At 42.4% G+C, this 19,108-nt stretch carries 19 protein-coding genes and 1 tRNA gene; all 20 read left to right on the top strand.

Annotated elements, in window-relative coordinates:
• The first annotated feature begins 39 nt into the window (after positions 1-39).
• The 20 genes from truA to AC3E8G_RS03980 all read left to right on the top strand — a co-directional run bounded on the left by truA (position 40) and on the right by AC3E8G_RS03980 (position 19,108).
• Positions 40-786, top strand: coding sequence for a tRNA pseudouridine(38-40) synthase TruA (gene truA, locus AC3E8G_RS04075; RefSeq protein WP_490677089.1), 747 nt, complete (start codon positions 40-42; stop codon positions 784-786).
• Positions 779-1,540 carry a bifunctional hydroxymethylpyrimidine kinase/phosphomethylpyrimidine kinase gene (locus AC3E8G_RS04070; protein ID WP_490677088.1) on the top strand — a complete coding sequence of 254 codons (762 nt, stop codon included), beginning with the start codon at positions 779-781 and terminating at the stop codon, positions 1,538-1,540. The genes truA and AC3E8G_RS04070 overlap by 8 nt, the downstream gene beginning before the upstream one ends.
• On the top strand, positions 1,530-2,000 hold the full coding sequence (locus AC3E8G_RS04065) for an ECF transporter S component (protein ID WP_048691530.1): 471 nt from the start codon (positions 1,530-1,532) through the stop codon (positions 1,998-2,000). Before AC3E8G_RS04070 ends, AC3E8G_RS04065 begins: the two co-directional genes overlap by 11 nt.
• 3 nt (positions 2,001-2,003) lie before the next feature.
• Complete coding sequence (locus tag AC3E8G_RS04060) at positions 2,004-2,567, top strand: TIGR01440 family protein (protein WP_490677087.1); 564 nt, start codon at positions 2,004-2,006, stop codon at positions 2,565-2,567.
• Positions 2,568-2,785: 218 nt separating this feature from the next.
• Positions 2,786-4,069 (top strand): trigger factor, encoded by a 1,284-nt coding sequence (tig, locus tag AC3E8G_RS04055; protein ID WP_048717652.1) that lies wholly within the window; start codon positions 2,786-2,788, stop codon positions 4,067-4,069.
• 218 nt (positions 4,070-4,287) lie between these two features.
• Complete coding sequence (rpoE, locus tag AC3E8G_RS04050) at positions 4,288-4,866, top strand: DNA-directed RNA polymerase subunit delta (RefSeq protein ID WP_048691524.1); 579 nt, start codon at positions 4,288-4,290, stop codon at positions 4,864-4,866.
• Positions 4,867-4,976: 110 nt separating this feature from the next.
• Positions 4,977-5,672, top strand: a complete 696-nt coding sequence (locus AC3E8G_RS04045) for a B3/B4 domain-containing protein (protein ID WP_490677086.1) — start codon at positions 4,977-4,979, stop codon at positions 5,670-5,672.
• A gap of 173 nt (positions 5,673-5,845) precedes the next feature.
• Positions 5,846-7,459, top strand: a complete 1,614-nt coding sequence (gene pyrG, locus AC3E8G_RS04040; RefSeq protein ID WP_490677085.1) for a CTP synthase — start codon at positions 5,846-5,848, stop codon at positions 7,457-7,459.
• Between the two features lie 340 nt (positions 7,460-7,799).
• Positions 7,800-7,885, top strand: a tRNA-Leu gene (locus AC3E8G_RS04035).
• Positions 7,886-8,062: 177 nt separating this feature from the next.
• The gene (locus AC3E8G_RS04030; RefSeq protein ID WP_006595009.1) at positions 8,063-8,944 is read left to right on the top strand and encodes a class II fructose-bisphosphate aldolase; all 882 of its coding nucleotides are present in this window, start codon (positions 8,063-8,065) and stop codon (positions 8,942-8,944) included.
• A gap of 154 nt (positions 8,945-9,098) precedes the next feature.
• Entirely contained in the window at positions 9,099-9,854 is a 756-nt protein-coding gene (locus AC3E8G_RS04025) for a DeoR/GlpR family DNA-binding transcription regulator (RefSeq protein ID WP_006595008.1), read from the top strand.
• 224 nt (positions 9,855-10,078) lie between these two features.
• Positions 10,079-10,504 (top strand): galactose-6-phosphate isomerase subunit LacA, encoded by a 426-nt coding sequence (lacA, locus tag AC3E8G_RS04020; RefSeq protein WP_006595007.1) that lies wholly within the window; start codon positions 10,079-10,081, stop codon positions 10,502-10,504.
• 13 nt (positions 10,505-10,517) lie between these two features.
• Positions 10,518-11,033, top strand: coding sequence for a galactose-6-phosphate isomerase subunit LacB (lacB, locus tag AC3E8G_RS04015; RefSeq protein WP_490677084.1), 516 nt, complete (start codon positions 10,518-10,520; stop codon positions 11,031-11,033).
• An 11-nt stretch (positions 11,034-11,044) separates the two neighbouring features.
• Positions 11,045-11,974, top strand: coding sequence for a tagatose-6-phosphate kinase (locus AC3E8G_RS04010; RefSeq protein ID WP_490677083.1), 930 nt, complete (start codon positions 11,045-11,047; stop codon positions 11,972-11,974).
• Position 11,975: 1 nt separating this feature from the next.
• Positions 11,976-12,956 carry a tagatose-bisphosphate aldolase gene (gene lacD / locus AC3E8G_RS04005; RefSeq protein ID WP_485771065.1) on the top strand — a complete coding sequence of 327 codons (981 nt, stop codon included), beginning with the start codon at positions 11,976-11,978 and terminating at the stop codon, positions 12,954-12,956.
• Between the two features lie 291 nt (positions 12,957-13,247).
• Positions 13,248-14,081, top strand: coding sequence for a PRD domain-containing protein (locus AC3E8G_RS04000; RefSeq protein WP_048788782.1), 834 nt, complete (start codon positions 13,248-13,250; stop codon positions 14,079-14,081).
• Positions 14,082-14,123: 42 nt separating this feature from the next.
• Positions 14,124-14,441: a PTS lactose/cellobiose transporter subunit IIA gene (locus AC3E8G_RS03995; RefSeq protein ID WP_154858878.1), complete on the top strand. Its 318-nt coding sequence runs from the start codon at positions 14,124-14,126 to the stop codon at positions 14,439-14,441.
• Complete coding sequence (locus tag AC3E8G_RS03990; RefSeq protein WP_490677082.1) at positions 14,441-16,144, top strand: lactose-specific PTS transporter subunit EIIC; 1,704 nt, start codon at positions 14,441-14,443, stop codon at positions 16,142-16,144. The genes AC3E8G_RS03995 and AC3E8G_RS03990 overlap by 1 nt, the downstream gene beginning before the upstream one ends.
• Positions 16,145-16,231: 87 nt before the next feature.
• The gene (gene lacG, locus AC3E8G_RS03985) at positions 16,232-17,638 is read left to right on the top strand and encodes a 6-phospho-beta-galactosidase (RefSeq protein WP_154858874.1); all 1,407 of its coding nucleotides are present in this window, start codon (positions 16,232-16,234) and stop codon (positions 17,636-17,638) included.
• A gap of 477 nt (positions 17,639-18,115) precedes the next feature.
• Entirely contained in the window at positions 18,116-19,108 is a 993-nt protein-coding gene (locus AC3E8G_RS03980; protein WP_490677081.1) for an ABC transporter ATP-binding protein, read from the top strand.

Raw genomic sequence — 19,108 nt, 5'->3', positions numbered from 1 at the left:
CGCCTTGTTCAGCTTGGATGAACTTGATAAAATAAAAACATGACACGATACAAAGCAACTATTTCTTACGATGGAACTCTATTTGCGGGTTTCCAACGACAACCGCATGCCCGTAGTGTGCAAGAAGAAATCGAGAAGACCTTGATGCGTCTCAATCAAGGAAATCCTGTGACCATCCATGGAGCAGGCCGGACGGATGCAGGTGTCCATGCCCTTGGGCAGGTCATCCATTTTGATCTCCCTCAAGCGAGGGACGAGGAGAAGCTCCGCTTCGCCCTCGATACCCAAACCCCAGAGGATATTGACTTTATCCGGGTGGAGCAAGTTCCCGATGACTTTCACTCACGCTACCAGAAGCACAGCAAGACCTATGAATTCATCGTGGATTATGGTCGTCCCAAAAATCCCATGATGCGCCACTATGCAACCCACTACCCTTATCCTTTGGATGTGGAAAAGATGCAAGCGGCCATCCAAAAGTTGGTGGGGACCCATGATTTCACCGGCTTTACAGCTTCGGGAACCAGTGTGGAAGACAAGGTTCGTACGATTACAGAGGCTCGCTTGGTCGAGGATGCAGAGCATCATCGCCTTGTCTTTACCTTTTCGGGCAATGGCTTTCTCTACAAGCAAATCCGCAATATGGTGGGAACTTTGTTGAAGATCGGAAATGATCGGATGCCGATCGAGCAGATCAATCTGATTTTGGAAAAGAAGGACCGCAATTTAGCAGGTCCTACAGCAGCGCCAAATGGCTTATATTTAAAGGAGATCCGTTATGAGTAATGAATTGATTCTAGCTATTTCAGGAAATGATATTTTTAGTGGAGGAGGTCTTCACGCAGACCTTGCGACCTATACAACCAACAAACAGCATGGCTTTGTAGCGGTGACTTGTTTGACAGCTATGACAGAGCATGGTTTTGAAGTGATTCCGGTGGATCCGACGACCTTTGCCCAACAGCTCAACTCTCTCAAGGATGTTCCTTTCTCTGCTATTAAACTCGGTCTTTTGCCAAATGTCCAAGTGGCAGATTTAGCCTTGGACTATGTCAAAGCCCATGCGGAGATCCCTGTGATACTAGACCCTGTCTTGGTCTGCAAGGAAACCCATGACGTGGAAGTGTCAGCCCTTCGAGATGAATTGATCAAGTTTTTCCCTTATGTGACCATCATCACGCCAAACTTACCAGAAGCTGAGATCTTGACTCAAAGCAAGATTCAATCGCTTGACGATATGAAGGAGGCGGCGCGCAAGCTCCATGAATTGGGAGCAGCGACTGTCGTGGTCAAAGGGGGCAACCGCCTTAACAAGGAAAAAGCCATCGATGTCTTTTATGACGGCCAAGACTTTACGGTCTTCGAAGAAGATGTTTTAGAAAAGAATAATACAGGAGCTGGTTGTACCTTTGCCTCTAGCATAGCAAGCCAGTTAGTCCAAGGGAAGGCAACCTTAGAAGCTGTTAAGGCTTCAAAAGCGTTCGTCTACCAAGCCATTCAAAAATCAGATCAATATGGAGTAGTTCAATATGACCAATAACCGTACCCAAGTAATCGCGCATTTAGCCATTTTAACCGCCTTGACAGTTGTGCTAGGCTATTATACCAAGTTGCCAACTCCAACCGGGATGGTGACCTTACTGGATCTAGGCGTCTACTTTACCGCCTTTTATCTGGGGCGCAAAGAAGGAGCAGTGGTCGGTGGTCTTGGTGCCTTTCTCTTAGACCTCCTCTCTGGCTATCCTCAATGGATGTTCTTTAGTCTTCTTTTCCACGGAGCTCAAGGTTACTTTGCTGGCTTTAAAGGAAAAGCCCGTTACATCGGTCTGCTTCTAGGAACGGTTATCATGGTAGGCGGCTATGCCCTAGCGTCAGCACTCTTTTTAGGAAATACCTGGGTAGCGGCGATTGAAGAGGTTCCTCATAATCTGGTTCAAAACTTCGTTGGGATGGCTCTGGGATATGCTCTGTATCATTTCTTACCAAAGAAGGGAAATTAGAGGATGGAGTTAGAGCAATTAAAAAGAGAAACCCAGGAGATCTTACTGGATATTATATCCAAGGCTAATCTGCATCAGGGACAAATCCTCGTATTAGGCCTGTCCACCAGTGAAGTCGCTGGCGCAAGTATCGGGAAGAACTCAAGCCTGGAGATTGGGCAAGCCATTGTGAAAACCATCCTGGATACCCTAACTCCCAAAGGGATTTACTTAGCTGTCCAAGGATGTGAGCATCTTAACCGAGCTCTGGTGGTCGAACGTGAACTAGCAGAAAAGAAAGACTTAGAAATCGTCAATGTACTACCGAGCCTCCATGCGGGGGGTGCCGGACAGTTGGCTGCCTTCGGCTATATGAAAGATCCTGTCGAAGTGGAATACATCACAGCTCAGGCTGGTTTGGATATCGGTGATACTTCTATCGGGATGCATGTCAAACATGTGCAAGTACCCGTTCGCCCTGTTTTGAAAGAACTGGGTGGTGCTCATGTGACGGCTCTAGCCAGTCGTCCCAAGTTGGTTGGTGGGGCGCGTGCTACTTACCAGGAAGACCCGCTTCGGAAGTCCTAATAGGAAGGAAACTAGTTCAGGCATGTACTAGTTTTTTTATTCCGGGACAATTTTTGAGATAGGAAAGAGATTTTTAATCTTCGAGTCTCCAGAAACCACTATAAAATTCCTCTAAAAAGAAGCAGTTTCCACAAAACCAAGATGCCCAAAAACTTGCATTTTCGAAGTTTTATGGTAAAATTATTAGGAATGACTATATTATTTTAAGGAGAGACAGAATGTCTGTATCATTTGAAAACAAAGAAACAAACCGCGGAGTATTGACTTTTACCATCAGTCAAGACCAAATTAAACCAGCTTTAGACCGCGTGTTTGAGTCTGTTAAGAAAAACTTGAACGTACCAGGATTCCGTAAAGGTCACCTTCCACGTCCGATCTTTAACCAACGTTTTGGTGAAGAATCACTTTATCAAGATGCTTTGAACGATCTTCTTCCAGCAGCTTATGAAGCAGCAGTAAAAGAAGCAGGTCTTGAAGTGGTTGCTCAACCAACTTTTGACGTTGTATCAATGGAAAAAGGTCAAGATTGGACATTGACAGCAAATGTTGTTACAAAACCAGAAGTAAAATTGGGTGCTTACAAAGACCTTGAAGTATCTGTAGAAGTTTCTAAAGAAGTAACAGATGAAGATGTAGATGCACGTATCGAACGCGAACGCAACAACTTGGCTGAATTGGTAATCAAAGAAGGACCAGCAGCTGAAGGTGATACTGTTGTGATCGACTTTGTAGGTTCTGTTGACGGTGTTGAGTTTGACGGAGGAAAAGGAGATAACTTCTCACTTGGCCTTGGTTCAGGTCAATTCATCCCAGGTTTCGAAGACCAATTGGTTGGACACTCAGCTGGTGAAACAGTTGATGTCATCGTAACTTTCCCAGAAAACTACCAAGCAACTGACCTTGCAGGTAAAGAAGCAAAATTCGTGACAACCATCCACGAAGTAAAAGCAAAAGAAGTACCAGCTCTTGACGATGAATTGGCAAAAGACATCGACGAAGAAGTTGAAACTCTTGCTGAATTGAAAGAAAAATACCGCAAAGAGTTGGCTGAAGCGAAAGAAGAAGCTTACAAAGATGCAGTTGAGTCAGCAGCGATTGACCTTGCAGTAGAAAACGCAGAAATCGTTGACCTTCCAGAAGAAATGATCCACGAAGAAGTACACCGTGCTGTCAATGAATTCCTTGGGAACATGCAACGTCAAGGAATCTCTCCAGACATGTACTTCCAAATCACTGGTACAACTCAAGAAGATCTTCACAAACAATATGAAGCAGATGCAGCAGCACGTACTAAGACTAACCTTGTCGTAGAAGCAGTTGCTAAAGCAGAAGGCTTCGAAGCAACTGACGAAGAAGTAACTGCAGAAATCGAACAATTGGCAGCAGACTACAACATGCCAGTTGAACAAGTTCGTAGCTTGCTTTCACCAGAAATGTTGAAACATGATATTGCTGTGAAGAAAGCTGTTGAAGTGATCACAAGTACTGCAAAAGTAAAATAAAAAAGACGATCTTCCATCTTGATGGAAACAAGTCATAAGAAGAAAAGCTGAGGCCATGTGTCCCGGCTTTTCTCTTCTTATTGGCGCGGAATTTTCCTTTGACGAAAGGGGAAAATTATCGTACAATAGAGTGTAACGATAAATGATGTATTCTAGGGGTATCCTCTTTTTTAATGAAAAAGAGTGTTGCCTTGAGATAAAAATGAAGGAGATCTACCTTGGAATTAGAAGTATTTGCTGGACAAGAAAAAAGTGAACTTTCAATGATTGAAGTAGCCCGTGCGATCTTAGAGTCACGTGGCCGTGATCATGAAATGTATTTCAATGACCTGGTCAATGAAATTCAAAACTACCTCGAAAAATCAAACAGTGAAATTCGTGAAGCTCTTCCATTGTTCTATACAGAATTAAATGTGGATGGAAGCTTTATCCCACTAGGAGACAACAAATGGGGACTTCGCTCATGGTATGCGATTGATGAGGTAGATGAAGAAATCATCGCTCTTGAAGAAACAGATGAAGACGAAGAGCCTAAAAAACGTAAGAAAAAACGTGTCAATGCCTTTATGGATGGAGACGAAGACGCGATCGATTACAATGCGGATGATCCAGAAGACGAAGATGTCTATGAAGCAGATCCAGCGCTTACTTACGATGATGAAAACCCAGAAGATGAGAAGGATGAAGTAGAAGCCTATGACGCTGAAATCAATGAAATCTCACCAGATGAGTTGGATGAAGAAGTTGAGTTAAGTGACGAAGAAGACGAAGAAGAGTCTTACGAAGAAGAAGAATAATTCAAAAAAACAAGGAATTCGTTCCTTGTTTTTTCTTTGCTTGAAGGACGCTTCAAGGAGGAGTATAATAAGGGTGTAAGCCTGAAGTAGTGCAGAAGGAGGAAGAGCATATGGACTGGATACTGAATCAAAGTTTGGTGGACTTAGGGATTGAGACAGTTGTAATCGGAGTGGCCAAACAGGTGGATCCACAAGCTCCCTTGTCTGCAACTTTTCTAGCTAAAAAGAAGGAGATGGAAGCTTGGGCCTTAAATTGTGATTTCAGCTCGGTGAAAGAGGAGGCAGTTGTACAAGGCTATATGGGCTTGTTGAAGGAAGTGGGGCGTAGTGTCAAAAAGAACCCGCCGACAATTCTTGCTCTGATTAAGAATATCCAAAGTCGAGGCTTCCTTCCGACGATCAATAGTGTGATTGATATCTATAATGTCGAATGTCTCCGTTCCTTTCTAGCCATTGGAGGGCATGATCTGGATAAAATCCAGGGGCCAATCGAGTTTACGATTAGTCAAAGAGAGGAGACCTTTTTGCCCATCTTATCAACAGAAAAGCATGTTAGTGAAACAGATCCGGTCTACCGAGATCAAGAGGGTATTATGGCCTGGCTAGATGTGAGAGATGGTGAACGCTATAAGATGGAGGAGACTACCCGCAATGCCCTCTTTATCATCCAGGGAAACAGAGCGACCTCTGTAGACATGCGCTTGGAAGCACTGGAACGGATCCACAAGGATCTTGCTTCCTGCATGCCTGATCTTCAATTTGAGAAGTTTATCGTCACAAGAAATGGCGTGGAGCCAGCTACTTAAGTGTATAAAAATCATTTTCATGAAAGTTTCAATTTGACAAAGTAGACCATTTGCGGTAAGATATTGTTCGGGCACCTCATTTTGAGGTCGGAGCTCCCTAATCATTAGGGGGCTATTTTTGTTTTTCCGAAAAGGGGAATGGCCTCCACCATATTAGAAGAAGAGGAAAGCATATGTCAACAAAATATATTTTTGTCACTGGTGGTGTCGTATCATCCATTGGGAAAGGGATTGTCGCAGCGAGTCTCGGTCGCCTGCTCAAAAATCGTGGATTGAAAGTGACCATTCAAAAATTTGACCCTTATATCAATATTGACCCAGGGACGATGAGTCCTTACCAGCACGGGGAAGTCTTTGTAACAGATGATGGGGCAGAGACAGACTTGGACTTGGGTCACTATGAACGCTTCATCGATATCAACCTGAATAAGTACTCAAATGTGACAACAGGAAAAATTTATAGTGAGGTCCTTCGCAAGGAACGTCGTGGAGAATACCTTGGAGCAACTGTCCAGGTCATTCCCCATATCACGGATGCCTTGAAAGAAAAGATCAAACGTGCAGCAACTACGACGGATTCAGATGTCATCATCACAGAGGTTGGTGGAACCGTTGGAGACATTGAGTCCCTTCCCTTCCTTGAAGCTCTTCGCCAAATGAAGTCTGATGTTGGGGCTGAAAATGTCATGTACATCCACACAACCTTGCTTCCTTATCTTAAGGCAGCTGGTGAAATGAAAACCAAGCCAACGCAACACTCTGTCAAAGAATTGCGTGGTTTGGGAATCCAACCAAATATGTTGGTCATTCGTACAGAAAAGCCAGCTGGACAAGGAATTAAAAATAAACTAGCCCAATTCTGTGATGTAGCCCCAGAAGCTGTTATTGAGTCGCTTGATGTAGAACACTTGTACCAAATTCCATTGAACTTGCAAGCACAAAACATGGACCAAATTGTTTGTGACCATTTGAAATTGGATGTTCCTGCAGCAGATATGACCGAATGGTCTGCGATGGTCGACAAGGTCATGAACCTCAAGAAACAGGTCAAGATTTCCTTGGTTGGAAAATACGTAGAATTGCAAGATGCCTACATTTCTGTTGTTGAGGCCTTGAAGCACTCAGGATATGCCAATGATGCCGAAGTGAAGATTAATTGGGTCAATGCTAATGACGTGACAGCTGAGAATGTAGCGGAACTCCTAGCTGATGCTGATGGGATTATCGTCCCAGGTGGTTTTGGTCAACGGGGAACAGAAGGAAAAATTCAAGCCATCAAGTATGCGCGTGAACAGGACATCCCAATGTTGGGTGTCTGTCTGGGGATGCAGTTAACCTGTATCGAGTTTGCCCGTAATGTCTTAGGACTTGAAGGAGCTAATTCATCCGAATTGGATCCAGAAACCAAGTATCCAATTATCGATATCATGCGGGACCAAATCAATGTGGAAGACATGGGAGGAACGCTCCGTCTCGGTCTTTACCCATCTAAACTCAAACGAGGATCAAAAGCAGCAGCTGCCTATGACCATCAAGAAGTGGTACAACGTCGCCACCGTCACCGTTATGAGTTTAACAATGCTTTCCGTGAACAGTTCGAAGAAGCAGGATTTGTCTTCTCAGGCGTTTCACCAGACAACCGTTTGGTCGAAATCGTTGAAATCCCAGAGAACAAATTCTTTGTCGCTTGCCAATACCACCCAGAATTGTCAAGCCGTCCAAACCGCCCAGAAGGACTTTACACAGCCTTTATCACAGCGGCCGTTGAGAATCACGATAGCAAATAAAAATCAAGGGTGTGCAATAAGTGTCCAGCCTTTGGACTATAATAGTAATAACTACATGACGCAGTGGTTGATTGGCATCTTTGTTCGCTATTCAAGCTCCAAAGATGACCTAATGAGGGAAACAAAGTTTCCTTTATCCGCAACCTTCAACAGTCTCCCAGACTGTTGAAGCTATGCGGGGGTAGGAAGATTGAAAAGGTTTGGGGAACCTTTTCAACTTTTTAATTAGTCGGAGTTCTTTCCCACTCCCTTTTGTGAAGAAATGACAAGCTTTGAAAAAAGTTTGAAAAAAATCTTGACAAGAAAGTAGAAGATTGATATACTAGTAGGGTACTCAATCGCGGGGATGGCGGAATTGGCAGACGCGCAGGACTAAGGATCCTGTGACCGCTTTAGGTCGTGAGGGTTCAAGTCCCTCTCTCCGCATCGGATGATCAAGACAGCTTCGGCTGTCTTTTTTCTTGTTCATTTAGGAGAAAGATCGCTTGAAAGAGAAGAAAACGCTTTAAAGACTCAGGAAAAGCTAGCATTTTCAATGAAAAAGTGATAAAATAAACAATGTAAGTGGTTTAACCACAAAAAATTAGAGGAGGCCTACTACTAATGGCAATCGTTTCAGCAGAAAAATTTGTCCAAGCAGCTCGTGACAATGGTTACGCAGTTGGTGGATTTAACACAAACAACCTTGAGTGGACTCAAGCTATCTTGCGTGCAGCAGAAGCTAAAAAAGCTCCAGTTTTGATCCAAACTTCTATGGGTGCTGCTAAATACATGGGTGGTTACAAAGTAGCTCGCAACATGATCGCTAACCTTGTTGAAGCAATGGGTATCACTGTACCAGTTGCAATCCACCTTGACCATGGTCACTACGAAGATGCTCTTGAGTGTATCGAAGTTGGTTACACTTCAATCATGTTCGACGGATCACACCTTCCAGTTGAAGAAAACCTTAAATTGGCGAAAGAAGTTGTAGAAAAAGCTCACGCTAAAGGTATCTCAGTTGAGGCTGAAGTTGGTACAATCGGTGGTGAAGAAGACGGTATCGTTGGTAAAGGTGAATTGGCACCAATCGAAGATGCTAAAGCAATGGTTGCTACAGGAATCGACTTCTTGGCAGCAGGTATTGGTAACATCCACGGTCCATACCCAGCAAACTGGGAAGGTCTTGACCTTGACCACTTGAAGAAATTGACAGAAGCTCTTCCAGGATTCCCAATCGTATTGCACGGTGGTTCAGGTATCCCTGATGAGCAAATCCAAGAAGCTATCAAACTTGGTGTTGCGAAAGTTAACGTTAACACTGAGTGCCAAATCGCATTCGCAAATGCAACTCGTCAATTCGTACGTGAATACGATGCAAACGAAGCAGAATACGACAAGAAGAAACTCTTCGACCCACGTAAATTCTTGAAACCAGGATTCGAAGCAATCACAGCTTCAGTTGAAGAACGTATCGACGTATTTGGTAGCGAAAACAAAGCTTAATCTTGTTTGAAACGTTATTAACCAGAGGTTTATCCGCAAGGATAAGCCTTTTTAATTTCTCTTTTTCTGAAAAATGTTTGTTTCAAACAAATAATGATTGCGATTCTGACAGTTTAAGGTTATAATAAACAAAAACGAAGCAAGTAGGTAGGAAATGAAAAAACAGGAAAGACTGAATGAAATTATCAATCTGGTCAATAAGGCTGGAACCGTTTATGTTCAAGACATCATGGAAAGTATGCAGGTGTCGGATATGACGGTCCGTCGGGATTTGATTGAATTGGAAAAGCAAGGTCTCCTTATTCGGGTTCGAAATGGAGCCAAAAGTAACCAATTCCTCCCTTCACGGGAACTGCCCCATGAAGAGAAGTTGCTAAAGAATATTCTGGCTAAGCGTGAAGTAGCAAAGAAAGCTAGCGAGCTGATAAAAGAAGGCGAGAGTATTTTCCTTGGGCCGGGGACCTCTGTTGAGGTTCTTTCCGAAGCCATTAATAATAAGGAACTGCGCGTGGTGACAAATTGTCTACCGATTTTTCAAGAATTGTTAAAGAAAAAAAGTGATACCTTTAAGGTAATCCTCTTAGGAGGGGAGCTTCGAGAAACCAGTCAAGCTTTTGTCGGCGAGATAACGAACACTCTCATGGAAAGAATGTACTTCCACAAGATGTTTTTTAGTGGGAATGGCATTGTGGATGGACGCGTTCTGACCTCTTCTTTTGAAGAAGCCTATACGCAAAAGTTAGCCTTAGAACGTTCTTCTGAAGCTTACCTACTGATTGACTCCTCCAAGATTGGTAAGGAAGACTTTACCTCTATCTGTTCCTTGAAAAAAGTAACTGCGGTGATAACGGACGATGCATCTGAGAAAGCACATGAAGAATTAGAGGAATATACACGTGTGATTGTATAAATAATAAACTGAAAAAGAGAGAATGATTCTCTCTTTTTTTGTTTATTACAAACAATTTAGGGCTAAAAAATAATAAAAAATAAAGAAAAATGAAAAAAATAAACAAAAAATAGTTGACAACAAACAAAATTAGCGCTATACTGTGTTTGTGAATAACAAAACGAAGTCGAATGAAGAAAGAGGAGAACTTTCTTTGTTGACAGAAATGCAAAAAGGAGAAGCAGATGGCAATTGTAGTTGGTGCGGATGCAGCAGGTATTCGCTTAAAAGAAGTAGTCAAAGAATATTTGGAAGCAGAAGGTTTCCAAGTCGTGGACGTGACAGAAGAAGGGCAAGACTTTGTCGATGTGACTTTAGCTGTTGCAAAAGAAGTGAAACAAGCAGAAGATAATCTGGGTATTGTTATTGACGCTTACGGAGCTGGTCCATTTATGGTCGCAACTAAAATTAAAGGAATGGTTGCTGCAGAAGTTTCAGATGAGCGTTCTGCCTACATGACCCGTGGACACAACAATTCTCGTATGATCACCATGGGTGCTCAAATCGTAGGTGACCAATTGGCCAAAAATATCGCCAAAGGATTTGTAAACGGTAAGTACGATGGTGGTCGCCACCAAATCCGTGTCGATATGCTCAACAAGATGTGCTAAGGAGGAGAGAAAAATGAAAATTGCAATTGGATGTGATCATATTGTTACAACTGAAAAAATGGCTGTTTCTGAATTTTTGAAATCATTGGGTCATGAGGTCCTTGATTTCGGAACCTATGACCATGCTCGGACCCACTATCCAATTTTTGGGAAGAAGGTTGGGGAAGCAGTAGTGAGTGGTCAAGCAGATCTTGGTGTATGTATCTGTGGAACTGGCGTTGGAATTAACAACGCGGTTAACAAGGTTCCGGGTATCCGTTCATCCTTGGTCCGCGATATGACCTCTGCTCTTTATGCGAAAGAAGAACTCAATGCCAACGTGATTGGTTTTGGAGGGAAGGTCACAGGAGAACTTCTGATGTGTGACATTTTGGAAGCCTTCATCCATGCGGAATACAAACCAAGTGAAGAAAACAAGAAATTGATTGCCAAGATTCAACATTTGGAAACCCACAACGACCGTCAAGAGGATGAGGATTTCTTCACAGAATTCCTTGAAAAATGGGACCGTGGGGAATACCACGACTAAGAGGTGAGTCTATGATTTTAACGGTAACCATGAACCCTTCAATCGACATTTCCTATCCATTAGAAAGCTTACACTTGGATACGGTCAATCGAGTTGACAAGGTAAGCAAAACCGCAGGAGGGAAGGGTCTCAATGTCACACGGGTCCTTGCAGAGATTGGAGATCCTGTCACGGCAACTGGTCTGATTGGTGGTTCAACAGGCCAATTTATCTTGGACCATCTGGATCAGGAAATCGGCAAAGAATTCTTTGAAATTCAAGGGGAGACCCGGAATTGTATTGCGATCCTGCACGAAGGGAAGCAAACTGAAATCCTGGAAAAAGGTCCGTCTGTTTCTGAAGAAGAAGGGCAAGCCTTTCTTGATCACTATGAAGCCTTGCTTCCAGATGTAGCAGTCGTTGCCATCTCAGGTAGTTTACCAGCTGGCTTGCCAATTGATTATTATTCTCAATTGGTCGAGCGCGCTAAGAAGGCAGGGAAACCAGCCGTTCTGGACTGCTCAGGCGCTTCCCTAGAAAAAGCACTAGTAGCTCCCGTTCAACCAACAGTGATTAAACCCAATAATGAAGAGTTGTCTCAACTCTTAGGCTACGAAGTGACTACGGATTTAGATCAATTAAAAGAGGTCCTTCAATCTGACTTATTTAAAGGAATCGAATGGGTCATCGTCTCCCTAGGAGCTTACGGTGCCTTTGCCAAACATGGTGATGTCTTCTATAAAGTGGATATTCCAAAAATTGAAGTGGTCAATCCAGTTGGATCTGGTGATTCGACAGTTGCGGGGATTGCCTCAGCTCTCTATCATCAGGAAGACGACCAAGCACTTTTAACCAAAGCCAATGTCCTTGGCATGTTGAATGCTCAAGAAGCAACGACAGGCCATATCAATATTCATCGCTATGATGATTTGTATCAACAGATAAATGTAAAAGAGGTATAAGATGGTATTAACAGAACAAAAACGCAACTATTTAGAAAAATTGAGCACCAAAGAGGGTGTGATCTCAGCCTTGGCCTTTGACCAACGCGGTGCCTTGAAACGCCTTATGGCTCAGTATCAAGATACAGAACCAACCGTGGCTCAAATGGAAGAATTGAAGGTCTTGGTGGCTGAAGAATTGACACCATTCGCATCTTCTATGCTCTTGGACCCTGAGTATGGACTTCCAGCGACTAAGGTCTTGGATGCAGAAGCAGGTCTCTTGTTGGCTTATGAAAAAACAGGCTACGACACTTCTAGCACTAAGCGTCTGCCAGACTGCCTTAACCTTTGGTCAGCTAAACGCATCAAAGAACAAGGTGCAGATGCAGTGAAATTCTTGCTCTACTATGATGTGGATAGTGCAGAAGAACTCAACCAAGAAAAACAAGCCTATATTGAACGCATCGGTTCAGAATGTGCTGCAGAAGAAATTCCATTCTTCCTTGAAATCTTGGCTTATGATGAAAAAATCGCGGATGCCGGATCTGTAGAATATGCGAAAGTAAAACCTCGCAAGGTTATCGAAGCTATGAAAGTCTTCTCAGACCCACGCTTCAACATCGATGTTTTGAAAGTAGAAGTGCCAGTTAACGTCAAATACGTTGAAGGCTTTGGCGATGGAGAAATTGTTCATAGCCGTGAAGAAGCTGCTGCCTTCTTTAAAGAACAAGAAGCAGCAACCAACCTTCCATACATCTACTTGAGTGCCGGTGTCTCTGCTAAACTCTTCCAAGAAACCTTAGTCTTTGCCCATGAAGCAGGCGCGAACTTCAACGGGGTCCTCTGTGGCCGTGCAACTTGGGCTGGATCTGTAGAAGCCTACATCAAGAATGGGGAAGAAGCAGCTCGTGAATGGTTGCGTACCGAAGGTCGTCGCAACATTGAAGAACTCAACCAAGTCTTGGACCAAGTCGCAACTTCTTGGAAAGAGCGTATTTAACAGTGTAGACCACTCCTTTAACGATGGTCGTTCGAATTTCCTTGAAGAGTCCAGAGAATACAACGATAAACAGCTATTTGTTAGAAAAAAACAAAAAAGTTAAAAAGTTGTTAAGAAAGGGTTTACAAAAACAAAAGCGTGTGCTATACTTAATCCATAATTGAATACAAGGTGAGTGTTAGTAAGTTAGATTACGCATGATCACAGATGAATTAGGGAAGACTCTCTCTAATCTCATTTGTGGTCATTTTTTATACCTCAAACCTTGAATAAACTAACAAGGAGAGTACCATGTATCGGATTTTAAATCCACTCAATCACAATGTTGCTCTGGTGAGAAATGACAAAGGGGAAGAACTGATTGTCATTGGAAAAGGAATTGTTTTTGGGAAAAAGAAGGGTGACCTAGTTCCAAAAGAAAAGGTAGAAAAACTCTTTCGGATGAAAACAGAGGAATCCAGAGAGAACTTTATGACCCTGTTAAAAGACGTTCCTTTAGACTTCATCACAGTGACCTACGAGATGATTGATTACTTGAGCAAAAAGTATCACTACCCTGTTCAAGAATATATCTATGTGACCTTGACCGACCACATGTTTTGCTCTTACCAGGCAGTGACTCAAGGTAGGTATAAGGAAAGTAATCTTTTGGATATCTCAGAAAACTATCCAGTGGCTTTTGAGATTGCTAAAGAGGCAGTTGATATTTATCGGGATAAGCTCACGACTAGCTTCCCCGAAGATGAGGTCACTCGCATTGCGTATCACTTCATCAACGCAGAAGGTGAAAATGAAGTAGAAGTCGTAGATTCCATGGATCAACGAAAAGAAATTTTAAAAGGCGTGGAAGAGGTTCTGAATAGTTATTCAATCAAACGGACTGAAGCCAATAACAATTTTTATGATCGCTTCATGATTCATCTCAACTACTTCTTGGATTACCTAGATCGCAATCGCGATGATAATCAATCGCTTTTAGATATGGAGGAGCATATCAAAAGTTCTTATCCATTAGCTTTTGAGATTGGTTCCAAGATTTATGATGTAATTTCTAGGGAGACCGGGGTTGACTTGTACAAGAGTGAACGGGTCTATCTGGTCTTACACATTCAACGCTTATTGTAACAACTATTAAATATTAAGAAATTCAAATTGGAGGAATTGGTCATGACCAAAGAAGAAATGACATTATTAGGTTTCGAGATCGTTGCGTATGCAGGGGATGCTCGCTCTAAACTCTTGGAAGCCCTTAAGGCGGCTGAAAAGGGTGAATTCGCTCAGGCTGAAAGCTTGGTAGAAGAGGCAGGAAGCTGTATCGCAGAGGCTCACAAATCTCAAACAACTATGCTAGCACAAGAAGCAGCAGGAGAAGACCTCCCATACAGCATTACCATGATGCATGGGCAGGACCACTTAATGACAACGATCTTATTAAAAGACGTGATTCACCATCTCATTGAACTATATAAAAGAGGAGCAAGATAATGAATAAACTGATTGAACTGATTGAAAAAGGGAAACCTTTCTTTGAAAAGATTTCTCGAAACAAATACTTACGAGCGATTCGAGATGGCTTTATTGCAGGGATGCCTGTTATCCTCTTCTCATCTATCTTCATCCTGATTGCGTATGTACCAAACGCTTGGGGCTTCCACTGGTCTAAAGATATTGAAACATTCTTGATGACCCCATATAATTATTCTATGGGAATCTTGGCCTTCTTTGTTGGGGGAACTACAGCTAAGGCTTTGACCGATTCTATGAACCGTGATCTCCCAGCAACCAACCAAATCAACTTCATTTCTACAATGTTAGCTTCAATGGTTGGATTCTTGCTCATGGCTGCTGAACCTGCTAAAGAAGGTGGATTCTTAACAGCATTCATGGGTACAAAAGGTCTGTTGACAGCTTTCATTGCAGCCTTTGTTACAGTTAATGTTTATAAGGTCTGTGTGAAGAATAATGTGACGATTCGCATGCCAGACGAGGTTCCACCGAATATTTCACAAGTCTTCAAAGATTTGATTCCATTCACAGTTTCAATTGTTCTCTTGTATGCATTTGAATTGATTGTTAAAGGTGCTATCGGTGTAACAGTTGCGGAATCAATCGGAACACTTCTAGCTCCATTGTTTTCTGCGGCAGATGGTTATCTTGGAATTACCCTTATCTTTGGTGCTTATGCCTTCTTCTGGTTTGTTGGTATCCACGGTCCTTCTATCGTAGAACCAGCGATTGCGGCGATCACTTATGCAAATATTGATAACAACTTACACTTGCTTCAAGCAGGCCAACACGCAGATAAAGTCATCACTTCTGGGACTCAAATGTTTATCGTTACCATGGGTGGTACTGGTGCAACCTTGATTGTTCCATTCCTCTTCATGTGGTTATGTAAATCTGAACGAAACCGTGCGATTGGACGTGCTTCCGTCGTTCCTACCTTCTTTGGGGTCAATGAACCAATTCTCTTCGGTGCTCCAATTGTATTGAACCCAACCTTCTTCATTCCATTTATCTTTGCGCCAATCGCAAACGTCTGGATTTTCAAATTCTTTGTTGATACCTTGGGAATGAACTCATTCTCCGCTAACCTTCCATGGGTAACACCTGGTCCTCTCGGAATTGTCCTTGGTACAAACTTCCAAGTTCTTTCCTTCATCCTTGCTGCTCTTCTAGTAGTTGTAGACGTAATCATTTACTATCCATTTGTTAAGGTTTATGATGAACAAATTCTTGAAGAAGAACGTTCTGGTAAAGCAAACGACAGCTTGAAAGAAAAAGTTGCTGCAAACTTCAATACAGCTAAAGCTGATGCGATTCTTGAAAAAGCTGGTGTTGAAGACGAACCTGTTCAAAACAATATCACAAAAGAAACAAACGTCTTGGTTCTCTGTGCCGGTGGTGGTACCAGTGGACTCCTTGCCAATGCCTTAAACAAGGCAGCAGCAGAATACAATGTTCCTGTCAAAGCAGCAGCAGGTGGCTACGGTGCTCACCGGGAAATGTTGCCAGAATTTGACCTTGTTATCTTGGCGCCTCAGGTTGCTTCCAACTTCGAAGATATGAAGGCTGAAACAGATAAACTAGGCATCAAATTGGCGAAGACAGAAGGTGCTCAGTACATTAAGTTAACACGCGATGGACAAGGCGCCCTAGCCTTTGTTCAAGCGCAGTTTGAAGAATAAGAACGAATAAGTGAGATGGAGATGGATGGCTCACTAACTCCTCTCCCCTCACTTTTTATTTGATCCAAATAAGAAATAGGTGAAAAAATGACAAAAACACTTCCTAAAGATTTTATTTTTGGTGGGGCAACGGCTGCCTATCAAGCAGAAGGAGCTACCCATACTGACGGAAAAGGACCAGTTGCTTGGGACAAATACTTAGCTGATAACTATTGGTATACAGCAGAACCAGCAAGCGATTTCTACCATAAATATCCAGTAGACTTACAGTTGGCTGAAGAATATGGCGTAAACGGAATTCGCATTTCTATTGCTTGGTCACGTATTTTCCCAACTGGTTATGGTGAAGTCAATCCAAAAGGGGTAGAATTCTATCATAACTTATTTGCAGAATGTCATAAACGTCATGTAGAACCATTCGTAACTCTTCACCACTTTGATACTCCTGAAGCTCTTCACTCAAACGGAGACTTCTTGAATCGTGAAAATATCGAACACTTCGTAGATTATGCTGCCTTTTGTTTTGAAGAATTCCCAGAAGTCAACTATTGGACAACCTTTAATGAAATTGGCCCAATCGGTGATGGTCAATACTTAGTAGGAAAATTCCCTCCAGGGATTCAGTATGACCTTGCCAAAGTTTTCCAATCACACCACAATATGATGGTTTCGCATGCTCGAGCTGTGAAATTGTATAAAGACAAAGGGTATGAAGGTGAAATCGGAGTTGTGCACGCTCTTCCAACCAAGTATCCGTTGGATCCAGAAAATCCAGCAGACGTTCGGGCGGCTGAATTGGAAGATATCATCCATAACAAGTTTATTCTAGATGCTACTTACCTTGGACACTATTCAGATGCAACCATGGAAGGTGTTAATCACATCTTATCTGTCAATGGTGGTAGCTTGGATCTTCGTGACGAAGACTTTGCAGCGCTTGAAGCTGCAAAAGACCTGAATGACTTTCTTGGGATCAATTACTACATGAGTGACTGGATGGAAGCTTTTGACGGCGAAACAGAAATCATTCATAATGGTAAAGGTGAAAAAGGAAGCTCTAAATACCAAATCAAAGGTGTTGGACGTCGTGTAGCTCCTGACTATGTACCTCGTACTGACTGGGACTGGATCATCTACCCTCAAGGTTTGTATGATCAAATCATGCGTGTCAAGAAAGATTATCCAAACTACAAGAAGATCTACATCACTGAAAACGGGCTTGGATACAAAGATGAATTTGTGGACAACACTGTTTACGATGATGGCCGGATTGATTATGTGAAGCAACACTTGGAAGTCTTGTCCGATGCGATTGCGGATGGAGCCAATGTCAAAGGTTACTTCATCTGGTCCCTCATGGACGTCTTCTCTTGGTCAAATGGTTACGAAAAACGCTATGGTCTCTTTTATGTGGACTTTGAAACGCAAGAACGTTATCCTAAGAAATCTGCACATTGGTACAAGAAAGTAGCAGAAAGCCAAGTGATTGAATAAAGAAATAAACATGTAAGAAGGCTTATCCGTAAGGGTAGGTCTTTTTTGGTTCTCTTATTTGGAAAAGTGTTTATTGTAAACAAAACAATTCACTCATTTCTAGTAATAATTTTTTGTTTGAAGGGCCAATATAGTTTTTACATGGTATAATTAAATTGTTGAGTTAATATTAGGAGATTATGATTCATATTGATCAAAATAGTTTGCCTTTTTACAATTCGTAGCCTGCCCCTAAGGGCAGGTTTTTTGGTGTCTTAAGGAAACTATTTAACAGAATTTTTGATTAAAAGTTTCATTTTAAGAGAGAACTCTCTAATTTCATAATCAATAAGCAAGCGCTTGCATTCCTGTTTTTATTAGACTATAATAGTTTGGTATAAAGCCTTCTGTAATAATAATGAGAAAGTGAAGAAAGTAAGGATTTAGAATATTTGTAGTCAAAAATACAATGTTGCTTCTTACGATAGGGAGATAGATATGGCAATGATAGAAGTGCAACATCTTCAGAAAAATTTTGTGAAGACAGTTAAGGAGCCGGGGTTAAAAGGAGCCTTGCGCTCCTTTATTCATCCTGAAAAGCAGATCTTTGAAGCGGTCAAAGATTTGACCTTTGAGGTTCCCAAAGGGCAGATTTTAGGCTTTATCGGGGCCAATGGTGCTGGGAAGTCGACAACTATTAAGATGCTGACAGGGATTTTAAAACCGACATCTGGTTTTTGTCGGATTAACGGCAAGATTCCGCAGGACAATCGTCAAGATTATGTCAAGGATATTGGAGTAGTCTTTGGACAACGTACCCAGCTGTGGTGGGATTTGGCTCTGCAAGAGACTTACACGGTCTTGAAAGAGATTTACGATGTGCCAGACTCGCTCTTCCACAAGCGTATGGACTTTTTGAATGAAGTCTTGGATTTGAAGGAATTTATCAAGGATCCTGTGCGGACTCTTTCATTGGGTCAACGGATGCGGGCGGACATTGCGGCTTCCTTGCTCCACAATCCTAAGGTTCTCTTTTTAGATGAGCCGACCATTGGTTTGGATGTGTCGGTCAAGGACAACATTCGTCGGGCCATTACCCAAATCAATCAGGAGGAAGAAACAACCATTCTCTTGACCACTCACGACCTGAGTGATATTGAGCAACTCTGTGATCGGATTTTTATGATTGACAAGGGGCAGGAGATTTTTGATGGAACGGTCAGCCAGCTTAAGGATACCTTTGGCAAGATGAAGACTCTTTCCTTTGAACTACTACCAGGTCAAAGTCACTTAGTTTCTCACTATGAAGGCTTGTCTGATATGACCATTGATAGACAAGGAAATAGCCTCAATATTGAATTTGACAGTTCCCGTTACCACTCAGCTGATATTATCAAGCAAACCCTGTCTGATTTTGAAATCCGTGATTTGAAGATGGAGGATACGGATATTGAAGATATTATCCGTCGCTTCTATCGAAAGGAGCTCTAA

The sequence above is a fragment of the Streptococcus sp. SCPM-O-B-15294 (M123) genome (assembly GCF_058200455.1).
This window is presented reverse-complemented; position numbering and strand designations above follow the sequence as displayed.